General features: G+C 73.1%; 18 protein-coding genes. 5 read left to right on the forward strand and 13 right to left on the reverse strand.

Annotation, left to right across the window (positions count from 1 at the left end):
* Positions 1-16: 16 nt before the first annotated feature.
* From ACPA54_RS31605 to ACPA54_RS31630, 6 genes are all read right to left on the reverse strand, one after another.
* Positions 17-4,621, reverse strand: a complete 4,605-nt coding sequence (locus tag ACPA54_RS31605) for a coiled-coil domain-containing protein (RefSeq protein WP_423534887.1) — start codon at positions 4,619-4,621, stop codon at positions 17-19.
* A gap of 96 nt (positions 4,622-4,717) precedes the next feature.
* Complete coding sequence (locus ACPA54_RS31610; protein ID WP_423534989.1) at positions 4,718-5,536, reverse strand: hypothetical protein; 819 nt, start codon at positions 5,534-5,536, stop codon at positions 4,718-4,720.
* An 80-nt stretch (positions 5,537-5,616) separates the two neighbouring features.
* Entirely contained in the window at positions 5,617-7,176 is a 1,560-nt protein-coding gene (locus ACPA54_RS31615) for a hypothetical protein (protein ID WP_423534888.1), read from the reverse strand.
* A 464-nt stretch (positions 7,177-7,640) separates the two neighbouring features.
* Entirely contained in the window at positions 7,641-9,131 is a 1,491-nt protein-coding gene (locus tag ACPA54_RS31620) for a HEAT repeat domain-containing protein (protein ID WP_423534889.1), read from the reverse strand.
* A 190-nt stretch (positions 9,132-9,321) separates the two neighbouring features.
* Entirely contained in the window at positions 9,322-9,798 is a 477-nt protein-coding gene (locus ACPA54_RS31625) for a hypothetical protein (RefSeq protein ID WP_423534891.1), read from the reverse strand.
* A 160-nt stretch (positions 9,799-9,958) separates the two neighbouring features.
* Complete coding sequence (locus ACPA54_RS31630) at positions 9,959-10,189, reverse strand: hypothetical protein (protein ID WP_423534893.1); 231 nt, start codon at positions 10,187-10,189, stop codon at positions 9,959-9,961.
* 221 nt (positions 10,190-10,410) lie between these two features.
* On the opposite strand from ACPA54_RS31630, the gene ACPA54_RS31635 reads away from it, so the two are divergent.
* On the forward strand, positions 10,411-11,502 hold the full coding sequence (locus ACPA54_RS31635; protein ID WP_423534895.1) for a hypothetical protein: 1,092 nt from the start codon (positions 10,411-10,413) through the stop codon (positions 11,500-11,502).
* A gap of 114 nt (positions 11,503-11,616) precedes the next feature.
* Here ACPA54_RS31635 and ACPA54_RS31640 read toward each other — a convergent pair whose 3' ends face one another.
* Positions 11,617-13,485, reverse strand: coding sequence for a penicillin-binding transpeptidase domain-containing protein (locus ACPA54_RS31640; protein ID WP_423534896.1), 1,869 nt, complete (start codon positions 13,483-13,485; stop codon positions 11,617-11,619).
* Between the two features lie 546 nt (positions 13,486-14,031).
* Between ACPA54_RS31640 and ACPA54_RS31645 the strand changes: the two genes are divergently transcribed.
* Positions 14,032-14,316, forward strand: coding sequence for a WhiB family transcriptional regulator (locus ACPA54_RS31645; protein ID WP_358354603.1), 285 nt, complete (start codon positions 14,032-14,034; stop codon positions 14,314-14,316).
* Between the two features lie 125 nt (positions 14,317-14,441).
* On the opposite strand, the gene ACPA54_RS31650 is transcribed toward ACPA54_RS31645, so the two are convergent.
* The 3 genes from ACPA54_RS31650 to ACPA54_RS31660 all read right to left on the reverse strand — a co-directional run bounded on the left by ACPA54_RS31650 (position 14,442) and on the right by ACPA54_RS31660 (position 18,083).
* Positions 14,442-15,026: a phosphoribosyltransferase family protein gene (locus ACPA54_RS31650; protein ID WP_423534898.1), complete on the reverse strand. Its 585-nt coding sequence runs from the start codon at positions 15,024-15,026 to the stop codon at positions 14,442-14,444.
* 62 nt (positions 15,027-15,088) lie between these two features.
* Entirely contained in the window at positions 15,089-16,999 is a 1,911-nt protein-coding gene (locus tag ACPA54_RS31655; protein WP_423534900.1) for a vWA domain-containing protein, read from the reverse strand.
* A gap of 4 nt (positions 17,000-17,003) precedes the next feature.
* On the reverse strand, positions 17,004-18,083 hold the full coding sequence (locus tag ACPA54_RS31660) for an AAA family ATPase (protein WP_345678684.1): 1,080 nt from the start codon (positions 18,081-18,083) through the stop codon (positions 17,004-17,006).
* Positions 18,084-18,396: 313 nt separating this feature from the next.
* Between ACPA54_RS31660 and ACPA54_RS31665 the strand changes: the two genes are divergently transcribed.
* Together ACPA54_RS31665 and ACPA54_RS31670 are read left to right on the forward strand one after the other, a co-directional pair.
* Entirely contained in the window at positions 18,397-20,136 is a 1,740-nt protein-coding gene (locus tag ACPA54_RS31665) for a serine/threonine-protein kinase (protein WP_423534902.1), read from the forward strand.
* A gap of 50 nt (positions 20,137-20,186) precedes the next feature.
* Positions 20,187-20,780, forward strand: coding sequence for a Uma2 family endonuclease (locus tag ACPA54_RS31670; protein WP_423534904.1), 594 nt, complete (start codon positions 20,187-20,189; stop codon positions 20,778-20,780).
* A 121-nt stretch (positions 20,781-20,901) separates the two neighbouring features.
* Here the strand turns inward: ACPA54_RS31670 and ACPA54_RS31675 are convergent, their stop codons facing one another.
* Positions 20,902-21,936 carry a DUF2637 domain-containing protein gene (locus ACPA54_RS31675; protein ID WP_423534905.1) on the reverse strand — a complete coding sequence of 345 codons (1,035 nt, stop codon included), beginning with the start codon at positions 21,934-21,936 and terminating at the stop codon, positions 20,902-20,904.
* Between the two features lie 471 nt (positions 21,937-22,407).
* On the opposite strand from ACPA54_RS31675, the gene ACPA54_RS31680 reads away from it, so the two are divergent.
* Positions 22,408-23,346: a hypothetical protein gene (locus ACPA54_RS31680; protein ID WP_423534906.1), complete on the forward strand. Its 939-nt coding sequence runs from the start codon at positions 22,408-22,410 to the stop codon at positions 23,344-23,346.
* On the opposite strand, the gene ACPA54_RS31685 is transcribed toward ACPA54_RS31680, so the two are convergent.
* Positions 23,325-24,134, reverse strand: coding sequence for a TrmH family RNA methyltransferase (locus ACPA54_RS31685; protein ID WP_423534908.1), 810 nt, complete (start codon positions 24,132-24,134; stop codon positions 23,325-23,327). The two genes, ACPA54_RS31680 and ACPA54_RS31685, sit on opposite strands and share 22 nt — an antisense overlap.
* On the reverse strand, positions 24,131-25,528 hold the full coding sequence (locus ACPA54_RS31690) for a uracil-xanthine permease family protein (RefSeq protein WP_423534910.1): 1,398 nt from the start codon (positions 25,526-25,528) through the stop codon (positions 24,131-24,133). The genes ACPA54_RS31685 and ACPA54_RS31690 overlap by 4 nt, the downstream gene beginning before the upstream one ends.
* Positions 25,529-25,600: the final 72 nt, after the last annotated feature.

Raw genomic sequence — 25,600 nt, forward strand, 5'->3', positions numbered from 1 at the left:
CCCGAAGCAGCCTCCGCTACGGGACACTGACCCCCGGCGCATCCCGCAGCAGCGGCGCGTCCGTCTCCGCCGCCGCCTCGCCCACCGCAACCACAGCCGCAGCCGGCTGCCGGAACACCCGCGTCGCGTGGATCTGCCCCAGGCCCTCCGGAATCTCCGGGTCGGGCTGCGGCAACCCCGGCCGCAGGTGCTCCTCCACCGAGATGTACTTCAACCCGGCCCGCAGGTCCGCGTCGTTCCGCAGTCGCACGACCAGCGGGAACTCCGCCAGAGCGGTCGTGTCGAACAGGCCCGTCGTGTAGATCAGCTGCACGCCGAGCGCGTCCGCGACCGCCCGCTGCAGCTCCAGCAGGTACGACGCGTTCGCGCGCCCGATCGGGTTGTCCAGGAAGAGCGTCCCCGCGTGCCGGTGCCGGGCGCGCCCGCGGTCGTTCGACCGCAGCGCCGCCATCGTGCAGTACAAGGCGATGGCCGCGGTGAGCAACTGGCCGCCGGAGAACACGTCTCCCATCTGCCCCACCGGGACGCGCTCGGCGCGCAGCACGGAGTCCGGCTTGAGGATCTCGACCTGCACGCCTCGCGGCTCCAGGCCCGCATGCACGCTCCGCAGGAGCAGCGTCATGCCGTCGCGCCGTACGGCCGGGCCTGCCTTCCGGGCCGCGCGGGTGGCTTCGTCGACGACCTCGCCCAGGCGTTCGGACAAGTGGGCCGCGTCCGGGTCGTCGAAGCGGATCCGCAGGAATTCCTGCCCCGACCACTCGCCCAGTTCTTCCGGCAGCCGGGACAGCCGCTGGGCCGCCCGCAGGGTGGTCAGCGACGCTTCCACCATGCCGCGGAGCCGGTCGACGATGCTGTCGCGATTGCGTTCGATCTGGGCGAGTTCGTCGGTGAGGACGCGCAGCCGCGGCTCGAACGCCGCCGCCCAGGCGAGCGCGTGTTCGGGCAGGGCGGACAGCGGCAGTTCGCGGATCTGCTGCCGCGCCGGCATGCGGACCTGTTCGAACTTGGCCGCACCCGCATGCCGGACGACCGCTTCGGCTCGCTCCCGCACCTGGCCTTCGGCCGCGGACAGTTCGCCGGCGGCGGTGCGCAGTGCCCGTCGGCAGGACGTGGCCGCGTCGCGGGCATCCGCCGTGGTGCCCTCGAACGCCGGTGTCTCGTCGTCGTCGGACGTGTGTGCTTCGGCGGCGGGCAGCGTGTCGGTGAGCGACACGGACACTTCGGCGAAGCTGGACGCTGCGGTTTCCGCGTCGGTCAGGGCCCGGACCAGGCGGGTGTGGGCGTCGCGCGCGGTTTCCACCTGGTCGGTGCAGGAGGCGTGTTCGGCGGCGGCTTCGCGCAGGAGTTCCTGGGCGTGGGCCGGGTCGCGCGGGATACGGTCGTCGGGGAGTTCGACGTGTGCGTCGCGGCCGTCGCCGGGGGCGTGCCGTTCGACCTCGCCGCGCAGGCGGCCGAGGAGTTCGTTGGCGGCGTCGGCACGGCCTTCGAGTGTACGGACGTGTTCCTCGGCGCGGCCGGCCGCGGCGAGTCGGGACGGGCCGTCCGCGCCGTCCGGTCCTTCCAGCAGTTCCGCGGCGTGCCGCCGGACGCGGGCCGAAAGCCGGTCCAGTGCGGCCTGTGCCGCGGCTTGTTCGCTTTCCGCTCGGGCCTGTTCGGCGCGCAGGTCGGCGCCGACGCCGACCTTGTCGTACAGCACCGAAGCGGTCCGGTAGGCCTCGCGCAGAGCGGGCAGGGCGGCCGGGGGTGTGCCGTCGGCCGTTTCGGTCTCGTCCGGTGCGCCGCTGATGTCGGCGCGTTCTTCCAGCAGGGCGCGGGCGGTACGGCGGGCGTCGTCGGCGGCGCGCTGGGCTTGGCGGCGGTCCTGGTCGGCGGCGCGGGCGAGGGTGAGGTTGGCTTCGGCGGCGCGTTCGTGTTCGCCGGTCTCCTGGTCGAGTTCGCGGATGCGCCGGGTCCAGCCGGCGCGTTCGCGGAGTCGGAAGGCGAGGCCGGCGAGGGTGTCGGCGCGGCGGCGGGCGAGTTGGGCGGCGTCCATGCGCCGGTCGCGCTGCTCGGTGGCGCGGGCGCGGGCGGTTTCGGCGGTGTCCGCGGCGGCTTGGGCTGCGGTTCCGGCGGCGCGGGCGTCGACGAGGGCTTCGGTGGCGGCGCGGACGGCGGCGACGAGTTCGGCGACGCGGCCTTCCGGGCAGGCGGTGCGCCAGGCGGCGAGACGTCCGGCGAGGGTGCGGTCGCCGTCGAGGCGGGCGGCGCGAGCGCGGATGGCGTCGTCGCGGTCGGTCGCGCGGCGGCGCAGGGCTTGGCGTTCGGTGTCCGCGGCGCGTTCGTCGTGCATGGCCGGGTTCGGCGGGACGAGGAACACGGCGTCGCCGCCGCCGGTTTCGTTGCGTGCCGTCAGCAGGGCGTCGGGGGTACCGACGGCGACGGCGGAGCGGGGCAGGAGTGCGGCTTCGGCGAGGGCTTCGCGGGCCCGCGGCATTTCGGTGGGGGCGGTGACGATGACGCCGTCGACGAGGTCGGGGTGGGCGTCGAGGACGGCGGCGTGGCGTTCCGCGGGAACGGATTGGGCGAGGTAGCGCCAGCCGGGCAGGGCGGGGATGCCGTGTTCGCCGAGGAATTCGACGGTGGCGAGGACGTCGGGGCTGGGCGGCAGGAGTCCGCCGTCGCCGAGTGCGGCGAGGATGCGGGTGTCTTCGGCGGCGTCGGTGCGCAGCTGGAACAGGGCTCGTTCGCCGTCGGCGACGGCGTCGCCGAGGAGTCCGGCGAGGATTTCGGCGGCTCGGTCGAGGACGGCGGCGGGGCCGGCCGGGTCCGCGTCGGCGGCGCCTGCCTCGCCTTCCAGTCCCAGGAGTTCGCCTACCCGCGGTTCGTCGAGGAGTTCGCGGGCGGTGGCCCGGACGCCCGACAGGTCGTGTTCGGCGGCGGCCAGCCGGTCTGCCGCGCGGGCCGCGGCGAGTTGGGCGCGGCCGCTCTCTGCTTCCGCATCGCGGACGGCGTTCGCGGCTTGTTCGACGCCGGTGCGGGCTTCGGCCCATGCCGCGGAGGCGGCTTTCTCTTCGGCGGCGGCGCGTTCGGCGGCTTCGGCGGGGTCGTCGTCCTCGGCGATCCAGCCGGCGTCGACGGCTTGGCCGAGTTCGGTGCCGACCTCGGCGAGGCGGGCGCGCAGGTGGACGGCTTCGCTGCGGGTGCGCTGCGACTCGGTGGCGGCGACGGTGGCCGCGCGCTGTGCGGCTTCGCCGCGTTCCTGGAGGTCGGCGGCGCGCTGTTCTTCGTCGTCGGCGCGTTCCTCGGCGACGCCGGCGGCGGCGTTGAGGGCGCGGACCAGTGCCCCGGCAGCGGCTTGGCGGGCGGCGAGGGCGGGGGCGGCGTCGCGTTCGGCGGCCTGGATGGCCGTGGCGACGCGTTCGGCGCGGTCGGTCGCGGCGCGGTGCCGCAGGGCCGCTTCGGTGCCGAGCCAGGCGGCGTGCAGGCCGCGGGCGTCGGTGAGTTCGCGTTTGAGGGCGGCGGCGTCGGTTTCCGCGGCGGACAGGCGCATGCCCGCGTGCCGGTGGGTGATCTCGGCGGTGATGAGGGCGGTGTGGGCGCGGGAGCGCTGTGCCGCGTCGACGGCTTCGGCGGCCGCGGCGACCTGGTCGGACAGGTCGGCGGCCCGGCCGCGTTCGCGTTCGGCACGGTGGGCGAGGGCGCGGCCGAGGCCGCGGGCGTCCTGCTCGGCGGCGTGGTGGGCGGCGCGGTAGCGGCCGCGGCGGTCGGCGGCGTCGGCGAGCTGGTGGAGGAGGCCGGTGGCGCCTTCGACGAAGTCGCGTTCGGCCATGAGTTCGGCGCGCTGGGAGAGTTTGGCGGCGAAGCCGTCGACGAGGTCGGCGAGGCCGTCGGTGTCCGCGGTGTCGGTGACCGCGCGGAGCAGCAGGTCGACGAAGTCGGCGTCGTTCTTGACCGCGAACAGTCCCGCGGCCTCGCCTTCGTCGGCGTTCATTTCCCGCTGGTAGCGGAAGAGTTCGGGATCGAGGCCGAGTTGGGTGAGGTGGTCGTTCCAGCGTTCGTGGATTTCCTCCCAGACGACGTCGACGTCCGGGTAGAGCTTGGCGGTTTCGGCGAGGGCGTCGCGGAAGCCGCGCATGGTGCGGCGGCGGCCGGACGACACGACCGGCAGGTCGTCGAGGGTGAGACCGGGGCCGGGGCGGAACGAGTACCACGCCTCGGCGAACTTGCGCGGGTCCGAGGACACCTGGCGGCCGCGCCACTCGCTGACTTTGCCGACGACGACGAGTTCACCCGTGCGGGTGTGCTGCCATTCGAGGGCGACGTGCCCGCAGTCGTCCGCGAGGAGGAACTTACGGAGCACGCCGGAGCTGGCGCCGCCGAGGGTGTTGCGGTGGCCGGGCAGCATGACGGAGAAGATCAGTTTGAGCAGCACGGATTTGCCGCCGCCGTTCTCCAGGAACAGCACACCCGCGGGTGCCGGGCGGCGCGGCGGGCCGATCTGTTCGCCCTCGAACAACTGGGCTTGGCGCGGTGCCGGTTCGGGCACCGGCTCGCCGACGCCGCGCAGGTCGAGCACGGTGTCGGCGTAGCGCGCACCCGCGGGCCCGATGGAGAACAGGCGGACGCGGGACAGCTCGTACATCGGTCTTCCCTCGGCTGGTTGGCGGGTCGTCGTCGGGGAGTGCGGCGGGGCGGCCGGATGGTGGGGCCCGGCGGTGCGGCCCGGTGGCGGTGCGGGTCAGACGCCGTGGAACGGGAGTCCGGCGCCGGGGGCGAGTTCGGGTTCGCCGTCGGTGGGCGGTACCAGTGTCGGGGAGCCGTCCGACACGGGGACGATGCCGAGTTCGAGGAGTTCGCTCATGGCGGCGCTGCCCGCCATGTCGCGGACTTGGAGCTGGTAGCGGGCGGTGGTGCGGTAGGTGCCGCCGGATTCGTCGGAGACGCGTTGCAGGAATCCGGAGTCCACGAGGAAGGCGACGGCTTTGCCGACGATGCCGATCGTGGATGCGGAGAGGCGGCGGGCGTCCTTGGTGGCGCCGGTCGCGCTGCGGCGCGCGTACACGCGCCAGGCGGCTTCGAGGCCGGGCTGGTCGACGGCCGGGTCCGCGTTCGAACCGGCTTCCTCGGCACGTTGTTCGAGGCGGCGGCAGGCTTGGCGGACGAACGCGTCGACGCCGTGCACGCTGAGCCGGCCGACGTAGGTGTCCTCGGCGAGGTCTTCGGGGCGCGGGAACGCCAGGGCCGCTATGGCGAGGTGGGCGAGGCCGTGCAGGAACCGGTCGGCGGACTCGGTCGACGCGCGGCGTGCGTAGTCGCTCATCCGGACCGCGAACACCGAGTCCTCGGCGGCGGTCACCGCCATGCCGGCCCGCGGCGACACTTCGAACACGACGAGGCCGAGACCGGCGGCGACGGCGTCGCACAGGGCGGCGAAGCGCGGGTCTTCGCGGTGCCGGCGGACGAGTTCGGCGTACTCCTGGTCGCGGGCCGGGAGCAGCTTGGGCTGCAGGCCGAAGGCGACGAGCCGGGCGGCGTCGCTCACGTCCGCGGGCGTCATCACCGCCGTGCCGGGGCGGCCGGCCTGGTCGGCGTCGGCGGGGCCGGGGATCGGACGGTCCGTCGTGGAGTGCAGGTCGGTCATGCGTTCGGTTGCCCGTCGGTCAGGTCGAAGGAAGCGTCGTGGAGCGGGGTGTCGAGCACGGTGTCGCGCGGGGCCGGCGCCGGGTCGTCCGCCATGGCGCCGGGGTCGGCGGCCGGTTCGGCGGCGAGCAGGGCCGTCCCGACGATCAGGTCGGCGCCGCCGACCTCGGGGTCGTCGAGGACCGCACCGTCGTCGACGGCGACGAGGAGCGACCGGTCGCCCTGCCGCATCGCGGTCCCGACCGGCGGCGACGCGGCGTGGAAGGCGAGCAGCGCGACCAGGTACGGCAGATCGGGGTCGCTCGCGCGTGCTTCCGCGAGCAGGCCGGACAGCCGCCGCGGCGCGTCGGGCGGCAGGTCGAGCAGCGCGGCGGCGGCATCGTGCTGGGCTTCGCTGTAGCGGCTGTCGTCCGGGGTGGCGACGAGGTCGGGTTCGGGGACTTCGGCGCCGAGATGTTCGCGTTCGGCGGGCGGCGTCAGCAGCAGCTCGGCGAGGTCGTGCAGGCGCACGGAGACGGGGGTGCGCAGGCCGGTGCCGGCCGCGAAGAACCGGTCGGTGACCGTGCGGGCGTCGCCGACCGGGAGTTCCAGGACCGGGCGCAGCAGTTGCCCGTACAGGTCGAGCCCGGGGCGCTGCGGCCGGGCCGCGAACGCCTGCCGGTCCTGTTCGGCGCGGAACAGCGGCCCGGCTTCCATGAGCCGGGTCTGGAGCTGGGTGTGGCGCCGGATGCAGTCCTGGACGATGTCGACGAGTTCGGCCGCGCCGCGCTTGTGCTCGGGTTCTTCGGCTTCGTCGCGGGCGCGGCGGATGTTGGTGAGGATCGCGTTCTCGTGCCGGTAGCGCTCGGCGACGTGGTCGAGGGCTTCGTCTATGAGGTCGGGGACGGCGTGCAGCCAGTCGACGGCGCGGACGTTGCGGCGGGTGGCCTCCAGCGCGCGGCGCAGCGTCTCTGCGTACTGGACGGTGCGGTAGCGGGCTTGTTCGGCGGCGAAGCGGGCTTCGGCGAGGCGGCCGCGGCGGATCAGGTGTTCGAGTTTGACCTCGGCGGCGATCTGCGCGCTGGTCACGTCGGTGTCGAGGGCGCCGACGAGGACGTTGACCGCTTCGTCGGTGGCGCGCAGGAAGATGTCGCCGTCCGGGCCGGGGACTTCTTCGAGGAGCTTGAAGTCGTAGTCGCGGCGGACGTAGCCGTCGGCGGGCGTGTAGGTGCCGTAGACGGCGCGGAAGCCGCGGTCGACGCTGCCGACGTTGATGAGGTTCTCGAGCACCCAGCGGGCGACGCGTTCGTGTTCGGCGGGGCTGCGTTCGGGAGCTTGGGCGGCGACCCGGGGCCGGAGCCGGGCGACGACTTCCTCGTGGTCGGCGCCCGTGTCGAAGTCCATCGTCACGGTGACCAGGTCGATCGCGGTGAGGCCCAGCTCGGCCATGGCATAGACGGTGTATTCGCCGGCGAGGTTGACCTTGCGCGCTTCGAGGTCGTGCAGTGGCGCGGTGCAGGCCAGGGCCTTGAGCCGCCGTGCCAGGCCGTCTTCGGTCACGCCGGACCGGTACGGCATCGCCCCGGGAAGATGCGGGGTGCCAACAGGTGCAGCCTGGGCGGAAACGGTCACGGTCGACAAGACTAGAGCGTCCGGGCGACAGTCCTTGCCACCCGAGGCGCCGCGCCCCGGGCGCGATTCTAGCGGTGCGGCAAGGGGCCCCGGCGCAGGTGCGCACGCGAGCCCGGACCCGGCGCCGGGAGCGGAAACCCCGCAACGCGACCCCGCAACGCGACCCCGCAACGCCCGCGGGTGCCTTCGGCCCGCTCGGGCTTCGAGCCCCCGGAAAACGCGCGAGCGGCCCGTGGGGGTCTGCCCTGGGCCGCTCGTCGCGTCGTCGTGGTCGGTTGGGGGTGGTGGCCGCCGGGTGGGTTCGGGGGTGTCGGGGGCTCCCGAAGCCGCGGCGGCCGGTGGTGCGGTCGTTCAGCGATTCCGGTGCGGCCGGTGCCGTGGTGGGGCGGCCGCTCCGAAAGCCGGGTGCTTCACAGGGCCGCCAATCGTCGCCGCACGGCGCTGCGCACGCCCTCGTCTTCCGAGGGGTCGCGGGCGAGTTCGCGGAAACGTTCCAGGACGCCGTCGACGGCGAGGTCCGCCCGGTCGACGGCGATGCGGCGGGTGCCCGCTTCGCAGTCCCACAGGCATTCCACCGCCGTGGTGCCGCCGAACGCGGGTTCTATCCGCGCCAGCGTGTCCACCGCGCGGCCGCGCAAACCCGCGCACGGGCTGCCGAGGTAGACGTCCCGTACCGGTTCGACCGCGTCGACGAGGCCGAGTCGGCCGACGCCGTCCACGAGGTCGCCGAGGGCGAACCGGCGGTCGCCGCGGTGGTCGTGCCGACATCGCTGCAAGGCGGCGATCAGCACCGGGCCGTCGGCGGGTCCGCCCGCGCCGGCCAGTATCCGGACGGCGACATCGCCGAGCGCGCCGTCCTTGCCCGCGCCGAGCCAGTCGCGGGCCCGACCGACCGCCTCGCGGGTGCGCAGGCCGCCGACGGCTTGGACCGCGGCTTGGCGGACCACCGCGGGCGATTCGTCGCCGAGGGCGTTCTCGGCGAGGTCGAGGAGTGCGGGGTCGCCGAGGTCGCCCAGGTAGCGCAGTGCCGCGACGCGGGCGCCGGCGGCGCCGGACCAGGCCGCGGCCAGGATCAGCGCACGGTGTTCGGCGGTGGCGACGGATGCGAGTCTTCTGCCGCAGACGAAGCTGCGTCTCGGGCTCGCGGCCGCCTCGGACAGCACTTGGTCGACCGTCGGCTGCATGCGCGGCGGCACCTGCGGTCCGTCGGCGGGTGCCGTGTCCTGTCCGGCCGCGGACTTGCCGCGGGCCAGCTCCCAGCGCCACCAGTCGAGGTCGACCTGTTCGACGATGGCCCGCATGCGGGCGTCCTGGAAGCCCCACACGCGCCAGGGGCGCATGCCGGTGCCTCGGCGGACGCAGTCGTACAGTTCGTCGTCCTCGCCGCGTTCCAGCGCGAGGGCGAGCATGCCGGACAGCGCGGCCGGGTCGGCGGCGCGGGCGAGGTGCTCGACGGCGAGCGTCCAGTCGCGGCCTTCCGCGGCGTAGCGGCGCAGCAGGGCGACGGCGTCGGCGCGGCCCGCGCGGGCGAGGGTGCCGAGGACGGCGAGCGGGAGCGCGGTGCGGTCCGCGTCCTCGTCGGTCCAGTCCTCGTCGCAGATCAGGTGGGCGGCGAGCGCGTCGAGGCCGGCGCCGAGCCGGTCGTACAGGCGCGCGTAGTACAAGGAGCGGGATTCGGTCGCCGGGACCGCGCGTGGATCTCGCAGGACGCAGGAGTCCAGCGCGGCGATCACTTCGGCGCGCGCGGCGGGGTCGGCGGTCGCGAGAGCGCGGCGCGCCCCGTCGCCGTGGCCGCTGCGCAGGCGCGCGAGCAGATCGCTGGGCGAGGGGCGGCCTGCCGGGGCCGCGGCGTCGGCGGCCGTGGCGGCCGTCTCGCGTGCGGCGTGTGCCCGACTGGTCATGACTTGTTCCTGGCTGGATCGAACATGTCGCCAGCATCCGACGCCCCGGATCAGGGGGCAACAGGATTTCACCGACATGAACCCCAGATGGCGATTTTGCCTCGCCTTTGCGTCGCGGTCACGGTGTGCTGGTCCCGTGGCCACACGGCGGCAAGAGGCGCGGCGCGGCGTGCCTGGTGTCCGGTGCCGGTCAACCCTGCCGCGGGAGGGTGATCCGGGGCCGGTGCCTGCGTACCGCCCGGTAGTCCTCACCCGGCAGCGGGGTGAGCATACGGGCCGGCACGAACGCCTCCTGTGCGCAGGTCCGGGTCTGGACCTCGCCGGCGTGCAGGACGGCGCCCCAGACGGGCCAGGTGACGCGGGCCCGCCAGGTGCCGTCGGCGTACTGGTGCCAGCTGACGAGGGTCACCTCGATGTGCTGGCCGTCCGGCAGCCGGAGCCGTACGCGCGGGGCCCGCGAGCGGCGGTGCCGCCGCCCGAACCCGGGCAGGGTGCGCAGGTCGGCGGGGGTGCCGGGGCCGAGCGTCTCGTCGGCGGGCTCCGGCGCGGGGCCGGGGACCCGCACCTCGTCGGTCGGCGGCGCGGTCGTGGTCGACGCGGCTTTGCTCGGGGTACGTCCCGGTCGACGCGCCGCACCGACGCCGGCCCCGGTCTTGCTGTGGGTCACGGCAGGCATTGTGGGGTGGGGGCGCCGGGTGAATGGGGGAAGCGGTCGGCGGGTCGGTGACCCAACCACCCGTGTGGACCAGAGAACGCGAGTTGCGCCCTGTGGACAACCTCGGCTGTCCACAGGGCGCGCGCATACGGCCTTCAGCCGCTCACGTCGGTTACGACACCACGCGCAGATCCGGGGCCGCCCCCAGGTCCAGCCCCAGCATCGCTGCCAAGTCCTCGACCAGATTGGTCGCCTGAGCGGTCGTCAGGCGTTCGACCGTCCACTCCTCGGTCGGGCGGCCCTCGGCGTCGGTGTGCGGGCCGAACCGGAGTTCGACGGGACGCTCGGCGTCGGTCGAGCGCAGGACGGGGACGCGGGCGACCAGGGTGACGTTGTTCGACATGCGGTACTCCGTTCGGACGAAGGGCACAGCGCCCTCCGCGCGAATATCGACAATTCGGCCCGCGGGCTGAAGTGGCCGTCGGAGTGACACGCTCCGCACGGGATGCGGAGGGCGGCGTGCCGGGTATGGCCCCGGAGGGGTCCTCCGTACCACCATGGAGGGCGACGAACCGGCTGCACCCGCTCCCCGGCCCGACGCCGGGGCTTCTCTCGGAGGATCAGGTGACCGACGCGTGCGAGCCGCTCGCGGCCGAGCCTGCCGAGCGTCTCCTCGCCCTCGCCGCCGCGCATCCCTCGCCGGCGGCCCGGGCCGATCTGCTCGCCGTCCTGTCCTGTGTGGCGCTGCCCGAGCAGTTGCGTCCGCGGCTGGCGGTGACGTTGATCGACGCGCTGTCCGACGCCCAGCCCGAGGTGTTTCCGGACCTGGTCCGGACCGCGGCGGGCAGCGACGCCCCCGCGGTGGTGATGTGGGTCCGTGCGTTCGCGGCGTCCCCGGGCCCCCGCCGGCATGCGGCGCTCGAGGCGCTCGTGGACGTCGGCGACCCCGACGTCGGCATCGAGCTCGAACACCTCATGCGCTCCCCCGACCCCGGCGACCGACTCGTCGCCGCCCGGCTGACCCAGCGCCACACCCGCCGCGCCCCGCGCCTCCGCAACGGCGACACAATCCCTCCGCCGCCGGCCCCCGAAGGCGCGGCCGAAACCGCGCCCGAGACCCCGGGCGAAGCCGCTCCCCGACCCGCCACCGCCCTCTCCAGCCTCCCCGCCCTCACTACTCCCCTCGACGCTCCCCCCACCCCACCCGACGACCCCTGGCGCCCCACCTACCACGGCATCCTCCGGGTGGTCGGCTCCCGCTGGTTCGAGCTGATGCAGCGTCATCCCCCGATCCACGCCACGTCGTTGCCCCCGGAGCGGCTGGGACCGCTGCTGGTGGACCGGCTGTTGGACAGCGCGGTCGCGGCCGGTGCCGCGGAACCGCTGGAACTGCGGGAGTGGCCCGCGGAGATGCCGTCCGAGACCGCGGTGCGGCTGGCCCGATCGCTCAACGGCGCCTATCTGCCCGACCGGGCCGGCCTGTTCCGCCGCTACCGGCTCGCCCGCCGCGGCGAGGGCCCGGATCTGGCCGTGTCCGCACAGTCGTTGGCCGAGCTGGCCGGCGTCGGGGCGCCGGAGGTTGCGGTGACGGAGTTGCTGGGGCCGCTGCTGGCGGACGATCCGTGCGAGTGCGCCGAGGCGGCGGCATTCCTGCGTACCGCGCTCGAACAAGCCGCCGCGGCACGCAAACACCGGACACACCCCGCGCACACCTGACACCGGCCACGGCCGCCCCGGCCCACACCCCACACGACACACGACACACGACAAAAAGCGGACGGCCCGCGGGTTTCCCCGCGGGCCGTCCGCCGCAATGCCGTTCGGCCGGGATCAGATCGACGACAGGAACTTCTGCACGATCGGTCCCGCCGCCTTGCCGCCGGATTCGCCCTTCTCGACGAGCACCGCGACCGCGATGTCGTCCTTGAACGCGATCATCCAGCCGTTGGTCAGCACCTGGCCGCCTTCGCTGAACTCGGCGGTGCCGGTCTTGGCGCCGACGGTGCCCGGGATGCCCTGGAGCATCTTGGCGGTGCCGCCCGCGACGACGCTCTGCATGAGCGACTTGAGCTGCGCGGCCAGCGCCGGGTCGACCGGCTTGGCCGCGGCGCGCTTGGGGGCCGGGTCGGTGACGATGATCGGCTGGTTGAACGTGCCGGAGTCGACCGTGGCGGCGACCGAGGCCATGACGAGCGGGCTGGCCTGGACCTTGCCCTGGCCGATCATCGACGCGGCCTTCTCGTTGTCGCTCGCGGCCGCCGGGACGGAGCCGTCGAAGGTGCTGGCGCCGACGTCCCACTGCTGGCCGATGCCGAACACGTCGTTGGCGACCTTGGTGAGCGAGTCCGCCTGGAGCTTGTCCCGCTGGCTGATGAAGCCGGTGTTGCACGACTGCTGGAAGTCGGTGCCGAAGTTGGCGCCGGGGATCGGCGCAAGGCCGTCGTAGTTCTTGAACGTCTGGCCGTTCACGACGACGGTGTTGTCGCACGCCGCCGGGTCGTTCGGCTTGAGGCCGGCCTGGATGAGCGCGGCGGCGGTGACCGTCTTGAACGTCGAGCCCGGCGCGTAGTGGCCGTTGAAGGCGCGGTTGTCGCCGGTCGCCGGGTTGTTCGCGACGGCGCGGATCTCGCCGGTCTTGGCGTCGATCGCGACGATCGCGGCGTTCTTGTCGAGGCCGGTCATGGCCGCTTCGGCCTTGGACTGGAGGCCCTGGTCGATGGTCGTCTTGACCGCCGTGCCGGGCTTGCCCTGGATGTCGACGAGCGTGGCGACGTCGTTGCCGTTCGGGCCCTTGATGGTGAGCTTGGTGGTCGCGGTGCCGCCGAGCTGGGCCTGGTAGCGGGCCTGGAGGCCGCTGGTGCCGACCTGGTCGCCGGCCGCGGCGTTCTCATAGCCGGGTTTGGCGAGGATCTCCGAACTGGCGTCGCCGACGGAGCCGACGACCTGCTTGGCCGCGGTGGCGGTCTGCCGGGTCTGGTCGGCGATCTGCACGCCGGGCAGGTTCGCGAGCTTGGCGCGGGCCTGGCCTTCGTACACCTCGGTGCGGAGGCTGACGACCGGGACGGACTGGTTCGGGTCGGCCTTGGCGACCCGGTCCTTGAGCTTGGGCACGTCGACGTCGAAGACCGGGTCGCCGAGAGCGGCGTACACCTGGTCGGGCTGCGTCATCTTCGCGGGCCACAGCGAGATCGCCACGACCTTCGTGGCACCCGCCAGCGGCTTGCCGTCGCGGTCCAGGATCGGGGCGCGGTCGGGCGACTTGCGGGAGTTGGAGAACTTCGCGCCGTCGACGTACTGCGGGTGGATGATCGTGGACTGCCAGTGGACGAGCGTCTTGTCGTCCTTCTTCTGCACCGGCACCGCGGAGTCCCACTCCACAGGCGCCGTAACGCCCTGGACGGTGACCTTGGCGTGGTAGTTGAGGGTGGCGGGCTTGTCGCCGTCACCCTTCTTGTAGTCCTTCGCCGTGTACTCGCCGGCCTTCAGCTGAAGCTGGTTGGCCGCGGCGGTGAGCCCGGCCGTCGCCTTGGCCGGGTCGTCGGTGAGTCCGGCGGCCTTGGCGATGTCGCCGGCCTGCCATGCGGCGAGGAAGTCCTGCGCGGTCTTCTGCGATTCGTCCTTGCCTCCGCCGCCGCTGCTGCAGCCGGAGAGCCCGATCGCGACCACCACGGACAGGGCCACCGGGACCGTCGCCCGCATCCGACGCCTTGACCTGCCCACGCACGCCTCCTGTTGCCACCAACCGCCGCGTCCCCGGCGGTATGTCTCCGCCACGCTACCCAACGGCGGCGGATGGTCGGTCGCCGGACGCAAACCACAGACGTCTTGTGACCGAGCTGTTGATGTTCTTATCCGACCGAGGGCGTGGACAAGGCGCGGTTCCGCGGCACGGCGTGGCCGGTCGGACACCCCGTGCACACAAAAGCGCCGGAACGCGGCCGGGAGCACCGGAAAATCCCAGGAAACCCCCGGGGAACTCTGCACGCCCGCCACGTGGACGGCCAATTCGTCCGTTTCCGGCTTATCCCCGCAAATCCCCCCACGGGCACGCCGCATCGCGCGCGTGCCCTCCTCCCCACTGCGGATGCGCGGGGCGGCCCCTCATCCTCCCGCACGAAAACTGCTGCCGTGCGGAAACCAATGGGCGGGGTCACGCGTCGGATAAAGGCATGGGGCCGAACCGCGTGGTCCCGCAACTGACATCCGGTCGGGGAAATGCCGGTCGAGCAGGAGGAGAACGGGGCGATGGGGACCACGAGGATCGCCATTCCGACACCGCCTAGGTACGGGTGGCAGGAGGACGCGTCGTGCCGGGGCATGGACGCGGCGTTGTTCTTCGGGGACGACCAGGAGCGTCCCGGGGAGCGCCGCGCCCGGGAGCGGGTCGCGAAGAAGGTGTGCATCAGCTGCCCGGTGCGGCGGCTGTGCCTGGACCACGCGTTGACCGTGCCGGAGCGGCGCGGTGTGTGGGCCGGGATGGGCGAGACGGAGCGTGCGGCGCTGCTGCGGGAACGCGAACACGCGGCGTAGCGGGCGGGCACCGCGTATCGGGGTGCCGGCGCGGTTGGATCCGGGCGTCGCGGGGGCGGCCGGGCAGGGCACCATGCCGCGTCCGAGCGGTGCCGAGGCACGGCCACGCGGATTCCGTGCGGCCTCTATGCCGTCTCGTCGAGGTCGTCTTCGCGGACCAGTCCGCGGACGCCGAGCCGTTCGCCGACTTTGGGTTCCGACGCGTCGACGATCACCGCGACGCCGGCCCATTCCGCGCCGGATTCGCCGACCATGCGGCGGACGGCGTTGGCCTGCGCGCCGGTTTCGATCCATTCGTCGACGAGGAGCACGCGGTCGCCGGGCCCGAAGAGGCGGCGCGGGGCGACGAGGGTGAGTCCGCCGTCCTGGTATTCGGGCGGGGTTTCGGCGCGCAGCATGGGGTCGTTGGCGTCGCGGCGGAGCGGGTCGCCGCCGGTGCGGTGGTCTTTGCGGATTTCGACGAAGCCGACGCCGAGGTGCAGGGCGGTGAGCGGGCCGAGGACGAGTCCGCGGGTTTCGATGCCGGCGACGACGGTCGGGGCGGGGGTGCCGGGCGGGTCGGCGTGGAGTCCGGCGAGGGCGGGGCCGAGGAGGCGCAGGACTTCGGCGTCGCGCCACCAGCCCGACAGGTCGGCGAATATTCCTCCGGGCGTTTCCCGCCAGGCGAAGGTCTCCTTGAGCCGCTGGACGACCCGCTGACGGTCGGTCACGCCCATGTCCTCCCGATTGCCCCCGATGTCATCGACCGGGCAAGGCTACCGGTCGGACAAAGTCACACGACACGGAACACCGGGCCGCGCGGGGTGAACGGAAGGCGGGCGCCTTGGGGGACGAGGAAGGCGTGTTCGCGGCGGACGACGACGCGGTCGCACGCGGCGTCGGTGATGACGAGGACCGGTCCGTCGGCGGGGAAGTCGTCGGCGCGCTGCAGGAGATCGATGCCGGGTTGCAGGACGGTGCCGCCGCGGCCGCGGATGCGGACGCGGGTGGCGATCTCTTCGACGGGGAGGTAGCCGGCGTCGTAGGCGGCGGCGTCGCAGAACACGACGCGGGCGCGCGGCACATCGCGGGCGGCGGCGTAGGAGGCGATGGCGCCGAGGGCCTTGCCGAGGAGTTCGCGGTCCATCGATCCGGAGGTGTCGAGGACGACGCCGAAAGTGCATTGCGCGACGAGTTCTTCGGGGAGGACGCGGCCGGGGCGGGGGATGCCGGGGGTGGCGGCTTGGCGGCGGGAGGCGCGGGCGTAGGAGCGGCGGGGTTCGGGGGTGCGGACGTGTTCGTCGAACCAGCGGGCGAGTCTGGCGTCCCAGGCGAGGGGCGGGTGTTCGAGGGCGCGGATTTCCTCGACGAGTCCGGCGGGGACGAGGCCGCGGCCGTGGTCGTGGTAGGCGAGGCCGGTGGAGAGGGCGCGGCGGTAGAACGCGTCGAGGTCGACGGCGTTGCGCGGGGTGCCGGGGCGGTCCCAGGGTGCGGGGGCGGCGGGCCGGCGGTCGCGGGCGCGGGTGCCGCGCCGGTCGGCGGCGGCCGGTTCGCACAGCCAGTCACCGAGGACGTCGCCGGTTTTGCCGCCGTGGGTGCGTCCGGCGAAGGTACGGAGTTTGCGGGCGCGGCGGAGGTCGGTGACGAGGGTGTCGTAGACGGCTTCGGCGGACAGGCCGGTCAGTTGGGGGTCGTAGAGGAGTCCTTCGGGCATGTCGCCGACGCCCATCTGCACGAGCCAGTCGTTGATGACGAAGTCGCAGGCGATGTTGAAGAGTTCGGGGTCGCGGCCGGCGACGCGCCGGTCGTGGCCGAGGGCGGCGTGCAGCATTTCGTGGGCGAGGACGAACCGCCATTCGGCTTGGGTGAGGGCGGCGTGGGGGTTGATGTAGATCTCGCCGGCGCGGGCGCTGACGGCGGCGATGGAGATGTCCCAGGCGCGGGCGGTCTCCGGGTCGTCGACGATCGTGAGCCCGGCGGCGAGTGCGCCGAGCAGGGGGTAGGAGGCGACGAACCAGTCGAGGGCCTTGTCCCAGGGGCCGCGGCGGGTTTTGCGCTGGACGCCGCCGGCTTGGTCGTGGGCCTTCTCCATCGCGTCCTGGGCGGTGCGGGCGAGGCTGCGGGCGAACAGGCCCGGCCAGTCGGTGTCCCAGGGTTCGGTGCCGGCGTAGTGGCGCGGGGCGGGGAGGTAGCGGATGCAGGGCTTTCCGGCGTTGGGGGTGAGAGCGCGGAGTTCGCGCGGGATGCCTTCGTCGGCCCAGCGGGCGGCGAGGGCGAGGACATCGCCGGCCGGGAGTTCGGGCAGGTGGTAGAGCGGGACGCCGACGCGCACGGTGTCCCGGGCGAAGCGCTCGACGGCGACGCAGCACGCGACCGCGTAGGTGTCGGGGATGGCGGGTTCGCCGGGGCGGTCGAACCGGACGCCCGCTTCGCGCAGCCGGTCCGGGTCGAGGTGGCCGAGGCCGAGGTGCAGCAGCATGTGGGTGACGATCCAGGCCCACTCCCCCGGGCGGCCGTCCTGGTACGGGTTGTGCCGGATGCGGCCGGTCGAGGTGATCTGCGCCCAGTCGACGGGGTGTTCGGCCGGTTCGAAGGCCGTGGCGGCCATCAGGCCGAGCAGGATCGACTGGTCGGCCACGATGCGGGTGCCCGCTTCGCGGGCTTCGCGACGGCGTTTCTCGAGTTCGTCGGGGCGGCGGGCCACGGGCTCACTTCCTCGCGCGGGCGGCGACCAGGCGCGGCATGTCCTGCGCGGCCTCGACAAGGAACCAGCCGGGCAGCCGCAGTTCCCCGTCGTCGCCTTCGGCGATGACGAGCTGGGCGATCTCCAGGGAGATTTCCGCCAGTTCCACCAGAAGCGCCTTGGCGCGGAACGCGAACTGGCGTACGGACGCGGACGCGTGCTTCCGGTCCGCGGGCAGTTCCTTGACCAGCCGGGCGCGGAACGTCTCGGCGAGGAAGTACAGCAGGTCGCGGTCGGCGGGCGCGGCGGGCCAGCGCGCGTCGCCTTTGAGGATCGCGTCGAGGCCGTAGGCGTTGCGGACGGTCTTGAGATAGGCGAGGAACGCGGCGGCGTGCGTCGGGGTGAGCGTGCCGTAGGCGAGGAGGGCGACGGTGTCGGCGGCGTTCTCGCCGGTGAGCGTGTCGCCGTAGGACGCGAGCGTGTCGGACAGCATGTGCCAGCTGCGCGGGGTGGAGAACGGCTCCTCGCTCTTCGGCGGGGCGCTCCACAGGTGGTCGGGGCGCTGGGTCAGGTATTCGACGATCCACGGGTGGATGCCGGACCGCATCGCCCACGCCAGCCAGTCCGCGGCGGACGCGCGCAGGTGGACGTGCACGAGCCGGTTCGCGAGCGCGGACGACATGGGGCGGGCGAGGGCGTTGTCGGTGGCGCGGTTCCCGGCGCCGATGACGACGGAACCGGCGGGCAGCTCGTACGAGCCGATGCGCCGGTCGAGGATGAGCGAGTAGAACGCCTTCTGGACATCGGGCGAGGCGGCGTTGAGTTCGTCGAGGAACAGGCAGTACGGCTCGTCGCGGGCGATCTGCTCCGGCGGGCAGAAGCGGCTGCGGCCGTCGGCTATCTGCGGGACGCCGATGAGGTCCTCGGGCGCGAGCTGGGTGCCCAGCAGCGACACGCAGTCGAAGCCCAGGCTCGCGGCGAACTCGCGAACCAGGGAGGACTTTCCGATGCCGGGTGCGCCCCACAGGAACACCGGCCGCACCACGGCCACATGGAGGAGCACCTCGGGCAGGTCGGCGGGGGTCACGGTGACGGCTGATTGCACGCGGGGTTCCGTTTCGGGGCTGCGGAAATCGGGCGGGCGGACGCGGGTGTGGGGGGAAATTGCGGGGACGCGACCGCACGTTCCGTACTGGCGTTCGAAAGACCCGAAATCGGGCGCGCCCGGGAGGGGACATGCGGCGCGAAGCGGGTCCAGGGTGGCGGGCGAGGCCGTACGATGTCACCCGGTTTTACTCCGGGTTACGTCTCCGGGTCCCGCCCCGGGCGTTGCTACCACCAACCGCGTGCACCGTCCTCTAACGTGTGTCCCAGACGACTTGATCACAGTTGCCGGACCAGGTAGGAGAGCGCTCCCGATGACGATGGTGCGGCTGCGGCGGCAGGATCCGCGCGTCGTCGGTTCGTACCGGCTGCTGCGCCGACTGGGCGCGGGCGGCATGGGCGTCGTCTATCTGGGCACCGACCGGCACGGCAACAAGGTCGCCCTCAAACTGATCCGCCAAGAGCTGGCGAACAACCCCGAGTTCCGGTCCCGTTTCGCCCGCGAGGTGGCCGCGGCCGCGCGCGTGCGCGGCAACCGCACGGCGCCGCTGGTGGACGCGGACCCGGAGGCGGCACGGCCGTGGCTGGCGACGGCGTACGTGCCGGGCCCGTCGCTGCAGCGCCGGGTCGGCGAACGCGGCCCGCTCAACTGCCTCGACCTCGCCCGCATGGGGTCGGCGGTCGCGGACGGGCTGGTGTCCGTGCACGCGGTGGGCGTGGTGCACCGGGACGTGAAGCCGTCCAACATCCTGCTGTCGCCCGACGGACCGCAGATCATCGACTTCGGCATCGCCTACGCCGACGGCGCGGGCACGCTCACCCACACCGGCACCGCCGTCGGCTCCCCCGGGTTCCTCGCACCCGAACAGGTGCGCGGGCAGCCCGTCACTCCGGCGACGGACGTGTTCGCGCTCGGGGTGACGCTGGCGTATGCGGGGCGCGGCAGTTCGCCGTTCGGCTCCGGACCGGTGGACGCACTGCTCTACCGGGTCGTGCACGAAGAGCCGGACCTGGAAGGCGTGCCGTCCGCGGCCATCCCGCTGGTGTCCGCGTGCCTGGCGAAGGACCCGCTGATGCGGCCGCGCGCCGAGGAGGTCCGCGACCGGCTCGCCGCGCTGGCCCGGCGCATCGCCGCCGACCCGGACGCGTCCGCGGTGGACGGGCCGCGCACGAACGGGCGTTCGCCGCGCCCGGGCAACGGGCCCGCGTCCGGCCCGCGCACGATGCCGCGGCCCGGACCGGGCGTGCGCTCGGGCCCGGTGCGGCCCGGGTCGGGGCCGCTGCGCACGAACGGGGCCGCGGCGTCCGCGGCCGCGGTCGCGGCGGCGGCCGATTCGGTGCTGGGGCCGGAGTCGGGCCGCAACCGGGTACGCGCGGCCGACGGTTCACCCGCCGGGCGCGGCGGCGCGGGCTCGTCCGGCACGGCCGGGCCCCGGTCGCGCGGCGGTTCCTCGCGGCCCCCGCAGCGCGGCCCGCGGACCTCGCCGCAGCGGCGCCGCCGCGTCCTGGTGCACCAGGCGATCGTGTTCGTGATCGTCACGGCCGTCGTCGCCCTCGCGATCGCGGCGTTCCAGGGCTCCGACGACAAAGCGCCGCCGTCGCCGAAGACCACCGGCGCGGCCGCGACCGGCGCGGCAGGCGCCCTCGCCCCCGCCGCGACGACCGCCCCCGCGGACTGGGCCAACCGCACCTACGCCGACCCCACCGCCGGGGGCGCCTCGGTCACCCTGATCAACGGCTCCGCCACCGTCGGCACCGACCGCGTCGACCTCACCGACACCCTCCCGGCCGCCTTCCGCGGCGAACCCGCCGCCGTCGTCGTCCTCACCCGCACCCCGGGCAACGGCGGCCCCGCCACCCAGTTCGTCGAACTCTTCCGCTTCGACGCCGCCACCCCGGTCCCCCTCGGCGTCAAAGCCGTCCCCCTCGACCCGGGCGCCACCGCCACCAAGTGGTCCGTCGAACCCGGCGCCATCCTCCGCACCGCCACCTTCCCCGGCGCCCCGGACGTGGTCAGCCGCTACGGCGTGAAGGCCGACGGGTCCCTGGCCTGAGGCCGGGCGACATGTCCGTATCGCCGAGGCCGCGGTTCTAGACTCGGACCATGGTCAATGACGACACCCAAGAGATGTTCGACCACATCCTGCGGCTCATCGACGAGCATCCCGAGCTGATCGGCGACGTGAAGTTCGAGACCACGCCCACGGGCATCGTGGCGATGAGCCCGGCTGACGCGGCACACGCCTGGATCATCGACAACCTTCGCGATCAGCTCAAGGCCGGGCTCGGCAGCCGAATCAAGGTCGCCGAGTCCCTGGGCTTCGTCGCAGCCGGGCTCAAGAAGATCCCCGACCTCTTCGTCATCGACTACGACCAGGTTGGCCCGCAGTCCGACGGCTACGTACAAGACACCCAGGGCGTCTGGCTCTTCGCCGAAGTCACCTCGCCCTCCACCCGCGCCGCCGACCTCGGGCTGGCGCACTCCACCACGGACCCGGGCAAACCCTGGGTCTACGCCGAGGCCGGCATCCCCCTCTACCTGGTTGTCGACCGCAAGGAAGCCCGGGTGCTGCTGTACTCCGAACCCGGTCTCGGCGGCTACCCCGAACCCGTGATCCGCTCGTTCGGTGAATCACTATGGCTGCCCAGGCCGTTCGGGTTCGAGCTGGAGACCGAGCCGCTCAAGGAGTTCGTCTGACGCCGGGCCCGCGTCACGGCCACGCAAAAACGGCGCCCGCCACGGGGAGTGGCGGGCGCCGTTGGGGGTTGTGCTGCCGGTCTTGCCGTGCCGAGCGGCGGGACCGGGGGGTGAAGGCAGGTCAGCCGAACTGGCGTTCCAGGTCCTTGAGCTTCCGTTCCAGGGAGTCCAGGCGCGGGAGCGTCATGGTGTCGTCTTCGGCCGTCAGGTCGATGTGCTCGCCACGGGCCTGGGACGACGCTTCGGCGGTTGCGGGGGCAGCTGTGGAGTGGTCGTGGCCCTCTATGGCCGGCTCCGAAACAGCTTCGGAGCCCCCACCTCCCGGCAGCGCCGCGATCTCCTGGCGCGAGCCGGACGACCGGCCCCAGCTTCCGCCACTGCCCTCGCCGCGGCTGAGCGCCTTCAGCTGAGCGCGCTCGCGGCGGCTCTGCAGACGGCGGTGCTCACGGTCCTCCTGCTTCGAGCGGCGCTCCTCGCGGACCTCCTCGACAGCCTCGTCGAGGGTACGCACGCCTTCGAGCAGCATGAGCGACCAAGCCGCATACGTCTCCCGCGGGGCACGCAGCCACCGCACGATACGGATCTGCGGCAGCGGACGCGGCACGAGGCCCTGCTCGCGCAGCGCCGCACGGCGGGTCTGCTTGAGCGCGCGGTCGAACAGCACCGCGGCGGACAGCGACATGCCGGCGAAGAACTGCGGAGCGCCCGCGTGTCCGATGCCGCGCGGCGCGTGGACCCAGTTGAACCAGGCCGAAGCGCCCGCGAACGTCCAGACGAGGATGCGGGAGCCGAGCGCCGCGTCACCGTGGCTGGCCTCGCGGACGGCGAGGACGGAGCAGAACATCGCGGCACCGTCGAGGCCGAGCGGCACCAGGTATTCCCAGCCGTCGGTCAGGCCGAGGTTCTCGCGCCCGAAGCCCATGAGGCCGCGGAACGACAGCGCCGCGGCGACCGCGGCGCAGCAGAACAGCAGCGTGTAGGACGCGACGCCGTACCAGAGTTCCTTGCGGCGGCGGCGAGCTTCCTCGCGCTCCCAGCTGTCGTCCGACGCCAGCGCGGAGTCGGACTTCTTGGAGCGCAGCAGGTACGCCACCAGCGCCATGAGCGCCACGAGTTCGACCAGGCCGACGATGGCCCAGGCCAGGGGTACACCCATGATTTTCATGAAGCGGTACTGCCTCACTTCCCATGCCTGGTCCGGATTGCGGACGCCGGATCCCCGTCGGCCCGGGCGAAACGGCGCGCACCGGACCGGAGTTCGGAGCGTTCCCTGCGCGCCGGATGCCCCCTTCGTACGGCGCCCTATCTTGGCGGAAAATCCGCCGCGCGTCGTCCGAACGACGGAACAACCCCCGCTGCGGGTGAAACCTACTTCACTCTCAGGGGATTTGCTCCGGCGCAGAGGCCGCGCGCTGAGGGAACAGCCCGAAATCCGGTGCGGTCGAAAACTCGACCGACCGACGATACAACCGTTCGAGGTACAAGCGCGAAAACGCGCCGCTTCCCTCGGCAAAATCCGGATGACAATCGGGTGCCGTAGCCAGGACCCTTGTGGCACAACGGACATGACGGACCCTCACCGCGGTCCCAGTCTGCCCTACGTCGCTTCCGAATCGCGCACTTCCGGGTGCGCTTCACTCGTGAGGAGTACCCCCGCATCGCCCACGAAGGAGTGAAACTCCACCGCCGGACCCTGGTGCTCGACGGCCGCACGTACACCGTGCTCGGCTTGCGCCCCGCGAACCGCGAGCGTTTCGCGGTCAACCACTTCCACGGCACCTGGCACGTCGTCAGCGACCGGGCCGGCGCGCTGCTGCTGGCGAAGCTGATGTGGGCGCTGTCGTACGAGCGTTCGCCCGGCACACTGGTGCTGATCGACCATCCGTTCCTGGACCCGAACCCGTTCGACGCGGAGAAGTCGCCGCCGATCGTGCTGACCGCGCACAAGCTGACCGTGTTCGACGCCGGTACGGCGCGCGAACTGCGGCGCAAGCTGCCGCTGTCGGCGCCGTCGGAGGGCACGGTGCGGTACCGCGCGCCGGGGCTCGCGGCGGCGGCCGCGGACCCGGACGGGTGGCTGGCGGCGCGGCTGCCGCGGCCGTACCACTGGCAAAACCACCGCTACACGCGGCCGACGGTCGACGTGCGCTCCGGGGTGCTGCACGTGGGCGGCAGCGCGGACGAGTTGCGCGAGTGGGCGGTGCGCCTGACCCGGACGAACCCGTATGTGGTGATGCCGCACACGTCGGGCGGCATGGACTACGACCACCTCGGCGACGACTACAGCCTCGAGGTCCAGGTCTTCGCCGACTACCGCCTCCGGGTGAGCGCGGCACGCCAGGCCCGTGCGCAACTCGAGGCCGAGGAGCCGGAGATCGCCGCCGCGTCGCCGGACGAAGCGAACCCGGTGCTGTGGGACCGGAGCACGCGTATCCACCACCGTATGCGGCGCGACCGGGTGATGGCCCGGAAGCGCCGCTCGCGTCGGGCGGTTCAGGCGGTTCAGGCGGATCGGGCAGGCCGGACAGGCCGCGCGGGCCGGGGTCAGCCCGCCGGCCGCCCGTAGGCCACCGCGTAGAACGCGACAGCCGCGGCCGCGCCGACGTTGAGCGAGTCGACGCCGTGCGACATCGGGATGCGGACGCGGCGGTCCGCGGCCTCCATCGCCTTGCGGGTGAGCCCGGGGCCTTCCGCGCCGAGCATGACGGCGCAGCGTTCGAGTTCGGCGGCGGGTACGTCGTGGAGCGGGACGGAGCCTTCGGCGGGCGTCATGGCGAGAAGCGTGAGTCCGGCGTCTTTGACGGTGGCGAGGGCGTGCGGCCACGGGGCGAGGCGGGCGTAGGGGACGGAGAACACCGCGCCCATGGCGACCTTGACCGAGCGGCGGTAGAGCGGGTCGGCGCAGTCGGGCGAGAGCAGGACGGCGTCCATGCCGAGGGCGGCGGCGCCGCGGAAGATGGCGCCGATGTTGGTGTGGTCGTTGACGGCTTCGAGGACGGCGACGCGGCGTGCCCCGGCGAGGAGTCCGGCGGGGTCGGGGAGGGGTTTGCGCTGCATGGAGGCGAGGGCGCCGCGGTGGACGTGGTAGCCGGTGACTTGTTCGACGACGTCGGGGGTGGCGACGTAGACGGGGCCTTCGGCGTGGGCGATGACGTCGGCCAGGGCTTCGGCCCAGCGTTCGGTGAGGAGCATCGAGCGCAGCGGGTATCCGGCGTCGAGGGCGCGGCGGATGACTTTTTCGCCCTCGGCCATGAAGAGGCCTTCGGCGGGTTCGCGGCGGCGGCGCAGGTCGACGTCGGTGAGGCCGGTGTAGTCGTGCAGGCGCGGGTCGGCGGGGTCGTCGATGGGGATCACGCGGGTTCCTTGGCTCCTCCGTCGTTGCCGCTGCCCGGTTCCGTGGTGCCGTCGGGGTGTGCGGGGGTGCTCTTGAGGTGCGGCGGGGCGAAGTAGCGCAGGAGGTGGTAGCCGACGATGGTGACGATGGTGCCGAGGGGGATGCCGTCGAGCTTGAAGTCGTCGGTGATGTCGAGGGATACGTTGCCGATGCCGATGACGATGCCGGCCGCGAGGGGCACCAGGTTGAGCGGGTTGCCGAGGTCGATGCGGTTCTCGTTCCAGATCTTGGCGCCGAGGAGGCCGATCATGCCGTAGAGGACGACGGTGATGCCGCCGAGGACGCCGCCGGGGGTGGCGGCGACGATCGCGCCGAACTTGGGGCAGAGGCCGCACAGGATCGCGAAGGCGGCGGCGGCGTAGTAGGCGGCGGTGGAGTAGACGCGGGTGGCGGCCATGACGCCGATGTTCTCGGCGTAGGTGGTGGTGGCGGGGCCGCCGACCGAGGTGGAGAGCACGCTGGCGGCGCCGTCGGCGGCGATGGCGCGGCCGAGTTCGGGGTCGAGGTTGTCGCCGGTCATCTCCGCGACGGCTTTGACGTGTCCGGCGTTCTCGGCGATGAGGGCGATGACGACGGGCAGGGCGAGGAGGACGGCGGAGAGTTTGAAGTCGGGTGCGTGCAGGGCGGGGAGCCCGAACCAGTCGGCGTCTTTCACGCCGCCGAAGTTCACCCGGTTGTGGTCGGTGACCTGGCCGGAGCCGGTCACCGCGTGGATGGTGCCGAACACCCGGTCGAAGACCCAGGAGAGCACGTAGCCGAACACCAGGCCGAGGAACACCGCGATGCGGGACCAGAAGCCGCGCATGACGACCATGGCGGCCATGGTGAAGGCCATCGTGAGCAGGGCGACCCACTGGTCCTGCGGCCAGTAGGTCTTGGCGACGACGGGTGCCAGGTTGAACCCGATGATCATGACGACGGCGCCGGTGACCACAGGCGGCAGTACCGCGTGCACGATCTTCGCGCCGAGGGCGGTCACCACGAGCCCGACGACGCACAGGACGGCGCCGACGACGAGCATGGCGCCGGTCACCGTCTGGACGCTGCCGCCGGCCGCCTTGATCGACGCCGCCACCCCGACGAACGACAGGCTGGACCCGAGGTAGCTGGGCACCTTGCCGCGCGTGATCAGCAGGAACATGACCGTCGCGACGCCGGACAGCATCACCGCGAGGTTGGGGTCGAGCCCCATGAGCACCGGCGCGACGAAGGTGGCGCCGAACATCGCCACCACGTGTTGCGCACCGAGCCCGGCGGTCCGCCCCCAGCTGAGCCGCTCGTCCGGCCGCACGACCTCGCCGGGCCCGGGGGTTCCCCCGGTCCCGTGCACCTTCCATCCGAGGCCGAGCCCCATTGCGCACTCCCACTGCTCCGTCACCGGCCGCCGACGCTCCACGGGCCGAACCGCGCACTACGGTACCGGCCA

The sequence above is a fragment of the Uniformispora flossi genome, assembly GCF_049534875.1.
Lineage (GTDB): Bacteria > Actinomycetota > Actinomycetes > Streptomycetales > Streptomycetaceae > Yinghuangia > Yinghuangia aomiensis.

What these genes read in the sequence shown, in the direction of transcription:
- ACPA54_RS31605 (WP_423534887.1), bottom strand. Translation starts at nt 4,621, where the DNA reads ATGTACGAGCTGTCCCGCGTCCGCCTGTTCTCCATCGGGCCCGCGGGT.
- ACPA54_RS31610 (WP_423534989.1), bottom strand. Translation starts at nt 5,536, where the DNA reads ATGACGCCCGCGGACGTGAGCGACGCCGCCCGGCTCGTCGCCTTCGGC.
- ACPA54_RS31615 (WP_423534888.1), bottom strand. Translation starts at nt 7,176, where the DNA reads ATGCCGTACCGGTCCGGCGTGACCGAAGACGGCCTGGCACGGCGGCTC.
- ACPA54_RS31620 (WP_423534889.1), bottom strand. Translation starts at nt 9,131, where the DNA reads ATGACCAGTCGGGCACACGCCGCACGCGAGACGGCCGCCACGGCCGCC.
- ACPA54_RS31630 (WP_423534893.1), bottom strand. Translation starts at nt 10,189, where the DNA reads ATGTCGAACAACGTCACCCTGGTCGCCCGCGTCCCCGTCCTGCGCTCG.
- ACPA54_RS31640 (WP_423534896.1), bottom strand. Translation starts at nt 13,485, where the DNA reads ATGCGGGCGACGGTCCCGGTGGCCCTGTCCGTGGTGGTCGCGATCGGG.
- ACPA54_RS31645 (WP_358354603.1), top strand. Translation starts at nt 14,032, where the DNA reads ATGGGGACCACGAGGATCGCCATTCCGACACCGCCTAGGTACGGGTGG.
- ACPA54_RS31665 (WP_423534902.1), top strand. Translation starts at nt 18,397, where the DNA reads ATGACGATGGTGCGGCTGCGGCGGCAGGATCCGCGCGTCGTCGGTTCG.
- ACPA54_RS31670 (WP_423534904.1), top strand. Translation starts at nt 20,187, where the DNA reads ATGGTCAATGACGACACCCAAGAGATGTTCGACCACATCCTGCGGCTC.
- ACPA54_RS31675 (WP_423534905.1), bottom strand. Translation starts at nt 21,936, where the DNA reads ATGGGTGTACCCCTGGCCTGGGCCATCGTCGGCCTGGTCGAACTCGTG.
- ACPA54_RS31690 (WP_423534910.1), bottom strand. Translation starts at nt 25,528, where the DNA reads ATGGGGCTCGGCCTCGGATGGAAGGTGCACGGGACCGGGGGAACCCCC.